Genomic DNA, 12,606 nt, shown 5'->3' with positions numbered 1-12,606 from the left:
ACAACAGGATATCGGGAGGGCGTTGGGGCCGGGAGTAGATTTTCGAACGATCAGGGCCGCAGGGTGTCATATCGAACAATCAGGGCCGCCCGGAAGGCCGCCGTCTCCGCGTGCGGGGAGGGGCCGCCGTCCTGGACGCGGCGGTTGCGACCGCGTCCGAGGAGCGTGCCGTCGGGCCCGTAGAGGGCGGCACCGATGGGGATGCCGCCCTCGGTGAGACCGGTCCGGGCCTCGGCGAGGGCGGTGGCGAGCCACTGCCGGTCCCTGAGGGCTGTGCGCCGTGTCCGTCACGCCGCCCGCCCTTCCGGCATCGCTGTTGTCGTGCTGCGGGTCAGGAGGCGGGCGGCGCCGGCTCCTCCGGCCCCGCCCCGCTCTCCCGGCGCTTGAGCTCCTCCTCGCGGCGGCGCAGGTCCGCCTCCCAGTCCTTCAGGAGGGACTCGTCCTTCTTGTTCTCGTCCTTCAGCGCCTTGAGGAACTCGGGATTGTCGTCCGGCGCCACCCACTGCGAGCGGTGATTGCGGTGCCATTCGGAGGGCGTACGGCCCCCGGCGGGCGCCTGGCGCAGCTTGCCCGCGGCCAGCCAGACGATCGGTCCCACGATCCAGAACAGCAGGATGATGAAGACCCAGGCGATCTTCGGCAGGTGCTTGGCCTCGTCCTCGGGGGTGTTCAGGCAGTCGATGAACGCGTAGATCGTCAGCGCCAGAGGCAGGAGATAGATCAGGGCCCGGAACATGATGGAAGCGTCCCCCTGCGGAGATGTGGCGGGGCTTGTCCCGCCCCGGTGAAGGGCCCAGAGTAGCCGGTGTCAACTGCGTCCCACGGCGAGCAGGTGAGAACTGGCGGCGAGCAGTTCCGGGTACGGCTCGGCCATGCGTGCGGCGGCCAGTGCGGAGGAGAACAAGCGGGATTCGGCGAGGGAGTCTCCGGTGTGCTGCTCGGTCGCCTTGAGCAGGGCCCAGGCGGGGCCCTCGACGCCGTACACCCGGGTGTCGGTGAGGCCGGCCTCGCGCATTTCGGCCTCCAGCTCGGAGCCGGTGTGGAAGTACGCCTCGGTGAACCCCGTCTCCCCGTCGTGCGCACCGGTCTCCAGGATCTTGGCGATGCTCTGCTGGAGCGGGGCCCTGTCGAGGTGCGCGAAGGCTGTGTGCTCGAACAGCGAGGCGTACCGGTTGATGCCCGCCGCGGCGACGAGGCCGCCTGGCCGGACCACTCGGCGGGCCTCGGCGAGGGCGGTCCTGCGGTCGGCGGCGTCGACGAGGTGGTACAGCGGGCCCAGGAGCAGCACCACGTCGTAGGAGTCGTCCCGGGCACTCAGGGCTCGCGCGTCCCCCAGCTCGACGGTGAATCCGGAGCCCTCGGCCTCCGTGATGTGGCGCTGTACCGGATCCACGAGGTGCACCCGGTATCCGTCCCCGACGAGCCATCGCGCGTGGGTACCCGGGCCGCCACCGACGTCGAGCACGGAGGCCGGGGCGGGCGGGAGGTGGCGGCGCAGGAGCTCCTGGGTGCGGACCATCTCCAGGACGCCGTCGGCGGGGACGGACAGCCGCTCCGCCTCGTTGATCGTGGAGGTGTAGAACTCGATGATCCCCGGCGGTACTTGGTGAGTCGTCATGATCCGTCCCGTTCACGGCCGAAGCCCGGCGTATCCGTCCCTCGTCAAAACCTAGCCAACCGAGAGCCGGGGCGGACGGCTCCAGCGGCTCGGGGCGGTGGATCACGGTTCGGAACCCGAGGACGTTTCCGAGCCGTAGGCGCAGTGCGGAGCCGGTAGTCGAGCGGAGGGCCGCGGTGGGGGGCTGTGCGCGGGTTTGCCCATCCGGCAGCCGCCGGACTCCCGGTACGCCACTGCGGCAGCCGATGGCTGAGGTGGGGCACCCCATGTGATCGCCGACGGTGATGACAAACTGGACGGCATGGCTTACGACGATCTTCGTTCCTTCCTCCGGGCGCTGGAGCGCGAGGGCGAGCTCACACGCATCAAGGCCGAGGTCGACCCGTACCTGGAGGTCGGCGAGATCGTCGACCGGGTGAACAAGGCGGGCGGGCCCGCGTTGCTCTTCGAGAACGTCAAGGGGGCGTCCATGCCCCTGGCCATGAACGTCTTCGGGACCGACAAGCGGCTGCTCAAGGCGCTCGGGCTGACGTCGTACGCCGATATCAGCGACAAGATCGGCGGGCTGCTCAAGCCGGAGCTGCCGCACGGTTTCGTCGGGGTGCGGGAGGCCTTCGGGAAGCTCGGCTCGATGGTGCACGTGCCCCCGAAGAAGGTGAAGTCGGACAGCGCGCCGGTGCAGGAGGTCGTCCTCACCGGCGACGACGTGGATCTGGACCGGCTGCCCGCGCTCTTCACCTGGCCCGGGGACGGCGGCTCGTTCTTCAACCTGGGGCTGACGCACACCAAGCACCCGGAGACCGGCGTACGGAACCTGGGGCTGTACCGGCTGCAGCGCCACGACCGGCGCACCATCGGGATGCACTGGCAGATCCACAAGGACAGCCGCAACCACTACCAGGTCGCCGCCAAACGCGGGGAGCGGCTGCCGGTCGCCATCGCGTTCGGGGCACCGCCCGCGGTGACGTACGCCTCCACCGCGCCGCTGCCGGAGGACATCGACGAGTACCTCTTCGCCGGGTTCCTCCAGGGCAAGCGGGTCGAGATGGTCGACTGCAAGACCGTGCCGTTGCAGGTTCCGGCGCAGGCGGAGGTCGTCGTCGAGGGATGGCTGGAGCCCGGGAAGACGCTTCCCGAGGGGCCGTTCGGCGACCACACCGGCTTCTACACGCCGCAGGAACCGTTCCCCGCGCTGACCATCGACTGCGTGACCATGCGCAGGCGTCCGCTGCTCCAGTCGATCGTGGTGGGCCGGCCGCCGACCGAGGACGGGCCGCTGGGGCGGGCCACCGAACGGTTCTTCCTGCCCCTCCTCAAGATCATCGTGCCGGACATCGTGGACTACCACCTGCCGGAGGCGGGCGGCTTCCACAACTGTGCGATCGTCTCGATCGACAAGAAGTACCCGAAGCACGCCCAGAAGGTGATGAGTGCCATCTGGGGCGCGCACATGATGTCGCTGACCAAGCTGATCGTCGTCGTGGATTCCGACTGTGACGTCCACGATCTGCACGAGGTGGCCTGGCGGGCGCTCGGCAACACCGACTACGCGCGGGACCTGACCGTCACCGAGGGGCCCGTCGATCATCTCGACCACGCCTCCTACCAGCAGTTCTGGGGTGGCAAGGCGGGGATCGACGCGACGAAGAAATGGCCCGAGGAGGGCTACACCCGGGACGGGGGCTGGCCGGACATGGTCGAATCCGATCCGGAGACGGCCGACCGGGTGTCCCGACGCTGGAAGGAGTACGGACTGTGAGCGCCGCCGAAGCAGCACTGGGCTCGGAGCCCGTACAGCCGAGCAGCAAGGTCAAGGCGTTCCTGCGGCTCGTGATGATCGAGCACTCGGTCTTCGCGCTGCCCTTCGCGTACATCGCCGGCCTGACCGCGATGTTCCAGAAGGACAAGTCCATCCACTGGGTCACGCTGCTGCTCGTGACCGTCGCGATGGTGGGGCTGCGGACGTTCGCGATGGCCTGCAACCGGATCATCGACCGGGAGATCGACGCCCGCAACCCGCGCACCGCGAGCCGGGAGCTGGTCACCGGTGCGGTGTCGGTGAAGTCGGCGTGGACGGGTGCGCTCGTCGCCGTGGTCGTCTTCCTCGGGGCCGCCGCCCTGCTGAACCCGCTCTGCCTGGCGCTCGCGCCGGTCGCCGTGGTCCCGATGGTGGTCTATCCGTACGGGAAGCGGTTCACCCACTACCCGCACGCCATCCTGGGGATCGCGCAGGCCATGGGGCCGATCGGTGCCTGGCTGGCCGTGACCGGCAGCTGGTCGTGGGACGCGGTGATCCTCGGTCTCGCGGTCGGCATCTGGATCGGCGGCTTCGACCTGATCTTCGGCTGTCAGGACGTGCAGGCGGACCGGGCCCATGGGGTGCTGTCGGTGCCCGCCCGGTTCGGGATCCCGGCCGCGCTGTGGGGGGCGCGGGTCTGCCACGTGGTGACGACGGGCCTGCTGGCCTGGTTCGGGCTGGCCACGGACGCGGGGCTGTTCTACTGGATCGGCATGGTGATCGTCGCCGTCGCGTTCGTGTACGAGCACCGGGTGGTGCGACCGCACGACCTGTCCCGGCTGAACCGGGCGTTCTTCTCCGTCAACGGGTTCATCGGAATCGCGCTCTTCGCGTGCGCGCTGCTGGATCTGCTGGTGCGGGGCCTGTCGGTCTGAGCCAGGACCACGGCCTCTTCGGGCGGGCGGGTGCCGTGCTCTCGGGGGCCGTGCTCCCGGGCGTGGTGTTCTTGCGCGTGGTGCGGCCGAGGGCGGTGCTCCCGGGCGTGGTGGCCCAGGTCATGGCGCTCCCGGGTATCGCGCTCCCGCGCCCCGTGCTCCCGGGCTCCGTGGTTGCGCGGCGGCGGAAGACGAACGCCGCCACCACGCCCGCCGCCAGCCCGAACAGGTGGCCCTGCCAACTGACCCCGGTGTTGGCGGGGGAGATCCCCAGCAGGATCGACGAGCCCCATATCGCGCCGATCACCAGGCCGACGCCGATGTCCCGCAGTCGGCCGTCGACGAAGCCACGGACCAGCAGATAGCCGAAGAGGCCGAAGACCAGCCCGGACGCGCCCGCCGTGTTGGAGTGGGCCGGGGAGACCAGCCAGACGCCGAGGCCGTCGACGACGATGATCAGTGCGGCCACGGCCGCGAACCGGCGTATCCCGCCCAGCGCGGCCAGGAAACCGAAGACCAGCAGCGGCACGCTGTTCGAGGCGACGTGGCCGAAGCCGAAGTGGATGAAGGACGCGGGCACGACGTCCAGCAGCTCGCCGGGCCGGCGCGGCTCGATCCCGAACGTGTCCAGCGAGTGGCCGGTCGCCGTGTCGACGGCTTCGAGCACCCAGAGGAACGCCACCCAGCCCAGCATCAGCCTGGCCGCTGCCCCGGCACGGGCTCCGGCACCCCGGCCCGGCCGGATCCGGTCCGACGACGCGTTCATCGAGGCCCCCCTCTCGTCCGTGTCCTCCGGGAAACGCCTGAGGCACCTTCTTCGGTTCCGGGTTCGGGCAGCCGGATAGGCTCGGGGGTGTGAATTCCGGGACTTCAGTGAGTCAGCACCAGCGGCAGCCTTGGATTGTCGGGGTTTCCGGTGCTTCGGGCACCCCTTTCGCGGCTGCCGTGCTGCGCGGTCTGCTGGCCGCGGGGGAGAGCGTCGATCTGGTGGTGAGCCGGGCGTCGCGGCTGACGCTGCTGGACGAGACCGGGATCGCGTTCCGCGACGCGCACTGGCAGGAGGACCTGCGCAACTGGCTGGCGCGCGGCGCGGACGGGAAGCCTCACACCTTCGACGTGGGCGATACGGAGATCGAGGGCGTACGGCACTGGGCGGCCGGTGATCTCGGGGCGGGGCCGTCCTCGGGGTCGTACCCGGCGAAGGGGATGCTGATCGTCCCCGCTTCGACGGCGTGCGTGGCCGGGGTGGCGCTCGGACTCTCGAAGGATCTGCTCCAGCGGGCCGCGAGCGTGACGCTCAAGGAGCGGCGGAAGCTCGTCGTCGCCGTGCGGGAGACTCCGCTGAACGGGCAGACGCTGAAACATCTGGTGAGCCTGGACGAGGCGGGCGCCGTGGTGCTGCCCGCCTCTCCGGCGTTCTACGCGGGGGCGACGCACATCCAGGATCTGGTGGACTTCGTCGCCGGCCGGGTGCTGGACGCGGCAGGGGTGCCGCACGACCTCTACCGCCGGTGGGAGGGAGAGCTCGGTGGTGGCTCGCGCGACAGGGGCTGAGGGCTCTCCCGTCATCCCTGGCGTGCGCGCGACGACGGCCCGGGGGCCGTCGTCAGCGCTTCTTCGTCAGCGCTTCTTCGTGGTGCGCGGGTTGCGGGCCTTGTCGATCCGGTGCGCGGCGGCGGGCTGGTGGGCACGCGAGCGGTTGGCCAGGTCCTGAAGCTCGCGCATGCGGGCGTAGGCCATCTCGATCGTGTACACGGTGTCCTCACTCCTGAAGATTCGAAAGTGTTTTTTGGATGTTCGTAGAGTTTTGCAGGTGATCAAGCCTGCATGCCTTAGATTCTACACATAGACTCGCGATACTGCTGAACAATGGAAGGTTTCAGTCATATGGACGCGGTGGACAGGCAGCTCATTCAGGCGCTCAGGGAGAACGGCAGGGCCTCGTACGCCGAGCTGGGGCGGCTCGTCGGGCTCTCCGGGCCCAGCGTCACCGACCGCATCAACCGGCTGGAAACCGCCGGTGTCATCACCGGCTACCGCGCCACCGTCGACGCCGCGTCCCTGGGGCTCGGCGTCACGGCCCTGATCGGCATCTCGCTCTCCGACGCCGCCGATCACGAGGACGTCGCACGCCGGCTGAAGGACCTCGCGGAGATCGAGGACGCCTGGTTCATCGCGGGCGACGACTCGTACATGCTCAAGGTGCGGGTCGGTGACGTGGACGGTCTGGAGAAGACCATCCGCCGGCTGAGCGGCACGAAGGGTGTCTCGCGCACGCGCACCACGATCGTGCTCTCCACCAAGTGGGAGAACCGGGTCGGGGAACTTCCCGAGGAGGCGTAGGCGTAACGTGGTGGGGCCCCCGGGCGACCGGGGGTTTCGCCCGGTACGGCCGGGAAAGGCACACCGCGTCGACACCTGGGAGGCAGCCGCATGGACGTTGGGCTCAAGCGCGAGCTGGAGGAGAAGGTCCGCGCTGGGGAGCGGCTGACCCGCGAGGACGGCATCGCCCTCTACGCGTCGGACGACCTGGCCTGGCTCGGCGGCCTCGCGCACGAGGTGCGGACGCGGCTGAACGGCGACGTCGTGCACTTCAACGTCAACCGGCACCTCAACATGACCAACGTGTGCACCGCGTCGTGCGCGTACTGCTCGTTCCAGCGCAAGCCGGGCGAGAAGGACGCGTACACCATGCGCATCGAGGAGGCCGTCCGCCTCGCCAAGGCGATGGAGAACGAGAACCTCACCGAGCTGCACATCGTCAACGGGCTGCACCCGACCCTGCCGTGGCGTTACTACCCGCGCTCGCTCAGCGCGCTGAAGGAGGCCCTGCCGCAGGTCTCCCTCAAGGCGTTCACCGCCACCGAGATCCACCACTTCGAGACCATTTCCGGACTCTCGGCCTCCGAGATCCTGGACGAGCTGATCGAGGCCGGTCTGGAGTCGCTGACCGGTGGCGGCGCGGAGATCTTCGACTGGGAGGTCCGTCAGCACATCGTGGACCACAACACCCACTGGGAGGACTGGTCGCGCATCCACCGCCTGGCGCACGAGAAGGGGCTCAAGACCCCGGCGACGATGCTGTACGGGCACATCGAGGAGCCCCGGCACCGCGTCGACCACGTGCTGCGCCTTCGCGAGCTCCAGGACGAGACCGGCGGCTTCCAGGTCTTCATCCCGCTGCGCTACCAGCACGACTTCGTGGACATGAAGGACGGCAAGGTCCGCAACAAGCTCCAGGCGCGGACGACGATGGCGACCGGCGCCGAGGCGCTGAAGACCTTCGCGGTCTCGCGCCTCCTCTTCGACAACGTCCCGCACGTCAAGGTCTTCTGGGTGATGCACGGCGTGCAGACCGCCCAGCTCGCGCTCCAGCACGGCGCGGACGACATGGACGGTTCGGTCGTCGAGTACAAGATCACGCACGACGCGGACAACTACGGCACGCCGAACAAGCTCGGCCGTGACGATCTGCTGGACCTGATCCGTGACGCGGGCTTCCAGCCCGTCGAGCGGAACACCCGGTACGAGATCATCCGCGAGTACCCGGGTCCGGACGCCGAGCGCCGCGAGTCCCCGCAGCCGATGCGCGTCTGACGCCCCCTGCGCGCCTGACGCCCTCCTGTGCGTCCGATGCCGTTCCGGGCCCGATGCCGTTCGGTGTCGGCCCTGGTTCCGGTGCATGAGAAAGCCCCGGCCGCCGGCCGGGGCTTTCTCATGCACCGGACAGGGTTTGAGGCAAGGATTCGGTAATGGTTAATCTGCCTATATGGCACTTACTTTTGAGTTTGATCCCACGTTCGACCGCACCCTGCGGGACGGCATCGCCGCGCTGTGGGTCGATGTCTCCAACGCGGGCGGCGCGGTCGGTTTCGTACCGCCCGTCACGGTCGACGACGTCCGGCCCGAGCTGGTCAAGCACCTCGTCGCCATGGCCGAGGGGCGGACCCGGCTGCTGGTCGGTTACGACGAGGAGGGCGCCGTCGCCGCCACGGCCTTCCTGACCCACAACACCCACCGGCTGATGGTCCACTGGATCTGGCTCTACACGGTGATGGTGCACCCCCGCCATCAGGGCAAGGGATACGGGCGCGCCCTGCTGGACGCCGCGGCGCGGGCGGCCCGGGGGATCGAGGGGACGGAAGCGATCCGGCTCACCTGCCGCGGCGGCACCGGTGCCGACCGCTTCTACGCCGCATGCGGGTACAAGGAGGTCGGGCGGGTGCCCGACGCGATCCGGGTGGCCGACGGGGACGACCGCGACGACATCATCATGCTGCTGCCGCTCGGCTGAAGCCGTCGGCCCTGACCGGTCGGGCGGTGTGGGCCCCACGGGCCCTTTTGGCGCAGCCCTCCGAAGTGATCGATTCCGGGGCATGCTTCACTGGTCGGGCAGGATCGCAGGAGCATCGTACGTAGAGAGAGAGGCCAACTGTGTCCGCTGCCAAGCCGAGCGCGACCCTTCGGTACACCGCGATGCGCCTCAGCATCTTCGTCAGCTGCTTCCTCGTGGCGGCCGTGGCCGTCCACTTCGGCCTGCTGCCCTCCGGGGCGGGTGGCTCCAACTTCGTCTGGGTGATCCTGCTCGCGCTGGTCCTGTCCGCGCCGCTCAGCTACGTGCTGCTGCGCAAGCAGCGTGACGAGATGTCCGAGCAGATCGTGTCCACGGTCGGCCGCACGAAGGCGCGGCTCGAAGCCAACCGGACCCGCGAGGACCACGTCACCCCGTGACGGCCCGCCGCGGGGCGATGTAAGGGCAACGTAAGGTTCCTCACATCCCTCGCGTCCCCCCTCCTTCCCGCACGGATTTCCTACGCGACCCCGGCGCCGGAGCGACCGCTCCCGCACTGGGGTTTCGTCGTTCCCGCACACGTGCGGGAACGCTCCGACGCCCGCCCCATGGCCAAAGAAGAGCTTTGAGGTTCTCAAAGTTCAAGTGTTAACGTGCTCGATATGAAGACAGCCGTGCGCCCCTCGTATGCCGCGAGCATCCCGCTCGTGGAGCGCCTGCATGTCGATCTCTGCCGCTGTATGTCCGCGGTCTGTTGCCGCACGGTCTGAACCGGCACCATGCAGCGGCGCCGCCCCTGACGCGGGCGCCGCACCCCCCCCGTCCCCCTCGCACGGCCATGCCGTGCGCCCCCATGCGTCACATCTGGAGTGTGTCCGTGTCCGCGAATCCCGCGTCCGCCGCGACCGACAGTCCGTCCGGTTCCGGCTTCCGTATACCCAAGGTGCCGTTCTGGGCCCAGATAGTCGCCGGTCTCGTCCTCGGCGTCGTCCTCGGGTGGCTGGCCCGTTCGTACGACATCGACTGGCTCTACACCACGCTCGACAAGGTCGGCCACATCTTCGTCCAGCTGCTGAAGCTGGCCGTCGCGCCGCTCGTCTTCTTCGCGATCCTGGTGTCGATCACCAACCTGCGCAAGGTCAACAACGCCGCCCGCCTGGCCACCCGGACCCTGCTCTGGTTCATGATCACCTCCCTGATCGCGGTCGCCATCGGCCTCGCGATCGGCCTGGTCACCAACCCGGGCTCCGGGACCGGCCTCACGCCGAAGGACGGCAAGCTGCCGCAGCACGCCGGCTCCTGGCTCGACTTCCTCACCGGCATCATCCCGGACAACGTGATCACCCCGTTCACCGAGCTGAACGTGCTCCAGATCGTCTTCATGGCCGCCGTGGCCGGGATCGCCGCTCTCCAGCTCGGTGAGAAGGCCCAGCCGATCCTCACCCTCAGCGAGTCCGTCCTGGAGCTTCTCCAGAAGGCCCTGTGGTGGGTCATCCGCCTCGCCCCCCTCGGCACCGTCGGCCTCATCGGCTACGCGATCGCCGACTACGGCTGGGACCTGATCGGCAAGTACGCGACGTTCACGGCCGACGTCTACATCGGCTGCGCCCTGGTGCTGTTCGGTGTGTACCCGCTGCTGCTCGCCACGGTCGCCAAGCTCAGCCCGCTGCAGTTCTTCAAGGGAGCCTGGCCGGCGATCCAGCTGGCCTTCGTCTCCCGCTCCTCGGTCGGCACGATGCCCGTCACCCAGAAGGTCACCGAGCGCCTCGGCGTCCCGAAGGAGTACGCCTCCTTCTCGGTCCCGTTCGGCGCCACCACCAAGATGGACGGCTGCGCCGCGATCTACCCGGCGCTGGCGGCGATCTTCATCGCGCAGATCTTCGACGTCCAGCTGGGTGTCGGTGACTACCTCCTCATCGCGTTCGTCTCGGTGATCGGTTCCGCGGCCACCGCCGGTCTCACCGGCGCGACGGTCATGCTGACCCTCACCCTGTCGACGCTGGGCCTCCCGCTGGAGGGCGTCGGTCTCCTCATGGCCATCGACCCGATCCTGGACATGATGCGTACGGCCACCAATGTGGCGGGCCAAGCGCTGGTCCCGGTGATCGTCTCGGCACGCGAGAAGATCCTCGACCACGACGCGTACAACTCGGCCTCGTCCTCCCCGGTCGACGACGTCGAGCCGCAGCGCGTGGCGGTTGCCGCGTAGTCGGGACGACCGGTAGACGCCGGACGGGGGAGCCAACTGCTGTTGCTGCCCCGTCCGGCGCCTGTGGGCCTCTCCCCCCTGCCCGGGGGAGGGGCCCGCGGCGCGTTCCGGGTGGTGCTGGGTGGGGTGGGACCGCCATGGGGCCCTGCCCCTCCCGCCCGGCGCGGCCTCGATCCCGTCTCCGGCACGCGGCGAGGCCCGCTGCGGATACGACGACAACCGGCCACCCTGCCTGGGCGGACACTGCTCCGTACGACGCCGAACGGGCTCGCGCCGTACTCTTGCCGAGGAGTGGCACAGCGGGGTGGGAGGAAGTCGACGTGGGTGCTGTGAAGGGCAAACGGATGCCGCGTGCCGTGCGTGAGCAGCAGATGATGGACGCCGCCGTGCAGACTTTCGGGCAGCGCGGATACCGTGCCGCCTCGATGGACGAGATCGCCGAGCTGGCCGGTGTGTCCAAGCCGCTCGTCTACCTGTACCTCAACTCCAAGGAAGAGCTTTTCACCGCGTGCATCCGGCGTGAGGCGAACGCGCTGGTCGACGCGGTCCGGGCAGGGGCGGAGCCTGGGCTTCCGGCCGATCGGCAGCTGTGGGCCGGTCTGCTCGCGTTCTTCACGCACACGGCGGAGCATCCGGACGGCTGGGCGGTGCTGCACCGTCAGGCGCGCACGCACGGGGAGCCGTTCGCCACCGAGGTCACGGTGATGCGGGACGAGATCGTTGCTTTCGTGACCGGTCTGATCGGTGCCGCGGCCCGCGAGGCGCACCACGATCCGGCGCTGCCCGACCGTGATGTGGCGGGGCTGGCGCAGGCGCTCGCGGGGGCCGCGGAATCGCTCGCCGGGTGGGCGAACGAGACTCCGGGCGTCTCGGCCAGGGAGGCCGCGGCCACCCTGATGAACTTCTCCTGGGCGGGCCTGGAGAACCTTATGAACGGCCTTCCCTGGCAGCCGCCGACTCCGGTGGCGGGCCGGGCGCACTGAGCGTCGTCCCGGTGAGGTGGACGCGGCCGGTGCCGCGGAGGTGGAAGCCGGTGGCGTCCGCCGCGTAGGTGACGGTCGCGGGCAGCAGGACGGGGGCCCTGAAGTCGGCCCGCACCCAGTGGATCTCATGGGGGCGCGGTGCCTCGGCCAGACAGCGGGCGACGGTCCACATGCCGTGGGCGATGGCCCGGGGAAAGCCGAAGAGCCGGGCGGTGAGCGGATACAGGTGGATGGGGTTCCGGTCGCCCGACGCGGCGCCGTAGCGACGTCCCAGATCAGCCGGGAGCCGCCACTCGGCGAGGGCGGGAAGCTCTGCGGCGGCCGGGACCGCTTCCTTCGCGGTGGGGGCGGTTTCTCCCGCTGTGGGGGAAGCGCCCGTCGCGTGCCGGGAGAGATAGCCGCTGCGGGACTCCCAGACCAGCTCGCCCGCCCGCCGCGCCTCGGTGACCATCGTGACCTCGGTGCCTCGCCGGTGAGGGGTCAAACCGTCGGCGTAGACCGTGAGTTCGAGCAGGTCGGTCGGGTACAGCATCCGGTGGCGGGTGATCTCGATCCAGGTGTGGACGAGCCCGACGACCGGCAGCGGGAACCGCCGCGCGGTCATCAGCCGCATGGCGAGCGGGAAACCCAGCACATGCGGGTACGCGAGCGGCAGCGGGCCCGACTCGGAGCAGCCGCAGATCCTGCTGTACGCGGCGAGGCGGTCCGGTGCGATCGGAGCGGCCGGGAGCACCGCGCGCTCGGCGGGCACGGTGGCACCCGGCCGGCCGGCCCGTTTGAACGGGGAAGTGACAGCTGCCCGTACGAGTGTCACGTTCAGATTCGACATGGG

General features: G+C 69.6%; 13 protein-coding genes and 2 pseudogenes. 9 read left to right on the top strand and 6 right to left on the bottom strand.

Annotation, left to right across the window (positions count from 1 at the left end; genetic code table 11):
• Positions 1 to 83: 83 nt before the first annotated feature.
• From ACFVUT_RS24960 to ACFVUT_RS24950, 3 genes and pseudogenes are all read right to left on the bottom strand, one after another.
• Positions 84 to 260 (bottom strand): annotated as a pseudogene (locus ACFVUT_RS24960) (nucleoside deaminase); the annotation flags it as partial.
• 71 nt (positions 261 to 331) lie between these two features.
• Entirely contained in the window at positions 332 to 736 is a 405-nt protein-coding gene (locus ACFVUT_RS24955) for a PLD nuclease N-terminal domain-containing protein (RefSeq protein ID WP_389653962.1), read from the bottom strand.
• Positions 737 to 808: 72 nt separating this feature from the next.
• The gene (locus ACFVUT_RS24950; RefSeq protein WP_389653960.1) at positions 809 to 1,618 is read right to left on the bottom strand and encodes a class I SAM-dependent methyltransferase; all 810 of its coding nucleotides are present in this window, start codon (positions 1,616 to 1,618) and stop codon (positions 809 to 811) included.
• Between the two features lie 301 nt (positions 1,619 to 1,919).
• Here ACFVUT_RS24950 and ACFVUT_RS24945 point away from each other — a divergent pair, with 301 nt between their 5' ends.
• Entirely contained in the window at positions 1,920 to 3,377 is a 1,458-nt protein-coding gene (locus ACFVUT_RS24945) for a menaquinone biosynthesis decarboxylase (protein ID WP_389653958.1), read from the top strand.
• On the top strand, positions 3,374 to 4,291 hold the full coding sequence (gene mqnP / locus ACFVUT_RS24940) for a menaquinone biosynthesis prenyltransferase MqnP (protein ID WP_389653956.1): 918 nt from the start codon (positions 3,374 to 3,376) through the stop codon (positions 4,289 to 4,291). Before ACFVUT_RS24945 ends, mqnP begins: the two co-directional genes overlap by 4 nt.
• A gap of 175 nt (positions 4,292 to 4,466) precedes the next feature.
• On the opposite strand, the pseudogene ACFVUT_RS24935 reads toward mqnP, so the two are convergent.
• Positions 4,467 to 5,057 (bottom strand): annotated as a pseudogene (locus ACFVUT_RS24935) (rhomboid family intramembrane serine protease); the annotation flags it as partial.
• 107 nt (positions 5,058 to 5,164) lie between these two features.
• Here ACFVUT_RS24935 and ACFVUT_RS24930 point away from each other — a divergent pair.
• Positions 5,165 to 5,845, top strand: a complete 681-nt coding sequence (locus ACFVUT_RS24930) for a UbiX family flavin prenyltransferase (protein WP_389653954.1) — start codon at positions 5,165 to 5,167, stop codon at positions 5,843 to 5,845.
• A gap of 66 nt (positions 5,846 to 5,911) precedes the next feature.
• Here ACFVUT_RS24930 and ACFVUT_RS24925 read toward each other — a convergent pair whose 3' ends face one another.
• Positions 5,912 to 6,046 (bottom strand): hypothetical protein, encoded by a 135-nt coding sequence (locus ACFVUT_RS24925; RefSeq protein WP_389653952.1) that lies wholly within the window; start codon positions 6,044 to 6,046, stop codon positions 5,912 to 5,914.
• Positions 6,047 to 6,178: 132 nt separating this feature from the next.
• On the opposite strand from ACFVUT_RS24925, the gene ACFVUT_RS24920 reads away from it, so the two are divergent.
• From ACFVUT_RS24920 to ACFVUT_RS24895, 6 genes are all read left to right on the top strand, one after another.
• Positions 6,179 to 6,634 carry an Lrp/AsnC family transcriptional regulator gene (locus ACFVUT_RS24920; protein WP_093898451.1) on the top strand — a complete coding sequence of 152 codons (456 nt, stop codon included), beginning with the start codon at positions 6,179 to 6,181 and terminating at the stop codon, positions 6,632 to 6,634.
• Positions 6,635 to 6,724: 90 nt separating this feature from the next.
• Positions 6,725 to 7,888 (top strand): aminofutalosine synthase MqnE, encoded by a 1,164-nt coding sequence (mqnE, locus tag ACFVUT_RS24915; protein ID WP_389653950.1) that lies wholly within the window; start codon positions 6,725 to 6,727, stop codon positions 7,886 to 7,888.
• A gap of 172 nt (positions 7,889 to 8,060) precedes the next feature.
• Positions 8,061 to 8,585 (top strand): GNAT family N-acetyltransferase, encoded by a 525-nt coding sequence (locus tag ACFVUT_RS24910; protein WP_389653948.1) that lies wholly within the window; start codon positions 8,061 to 8,063, stop codon positions 8,583 to 8,585.
• A 140-nt stretch (positions 8,586 to 8,725) separates the two neighbouring features.
• Complete coding sequence (locus ACFVUT_RS24905) at positions 8,726 to 9,022, top strand: DUF4229 domain-containing protein (protein WP_389653946.1); 297 nt, start codon at positions 8,726 to 8,728, stop codon at positions 9,020 to 9,022.
• Positions 9,023 to 9,459: 437 nt separating this feature from the next.
• Positions 9,460 to 10,791 carry a dicarboxylate/amino acid:cation symporter gene (locus ACFVUT_RS24900; protein ID WP_389653944.1) on the top strand — a complete coding sequence of 444 codons (1,332 nt, stop codon included), beginning with the start codon at positions 9,460 to 9,462 and terminating at the stop codon, positions 10,789 to 10,791.
• Between the two features lie 344 nt (positions 10,792 to 11,135).
• Positions 11,136 to 11,774, top strand: a complete 639-nt coding sequence (locus tag ACFVUT_RS24895) for a TetR/AcrR family transcriptional regulator (RefSeq protein WP_389654127.1) — start codon at positions 11,136 to 11,138, stop codon at positions 11,772 to 11,774.
• On the opposite strand, the gene ACFVUT_RS24890 is transcribed toward ACFVUT_RS24895, so the two are convergent.
• A complete protein-coding gene (locus ACFVUT_RS24890) occupies positions 11,719 to 12,603 on the bottom strand; it encodes a MaoC family dehydratase (RefSeq protein ID WP_389653942.1) in 885 nt (294 codons plus the stop codon). The genes ACFVUT_RS24895 and ACFVUT_RS24890 overlap by 56 nt on opposite strands.
• Positions 12,604 to 12,606 lie beyond the last annotated feature (3 nt).

The organism is Streptomyces sp. NPDC058051 (genome assembly GCF_042885475.1).
Classification (GTDB): domain Bacteria; phylum Actinomycetota; class Actinomycetes; order Streptomycetales; family Streptomycetaceae; genus Streptomyces.
This window is presented reverse-complemented; position numbering and strand designations above follow the sequence as displayed.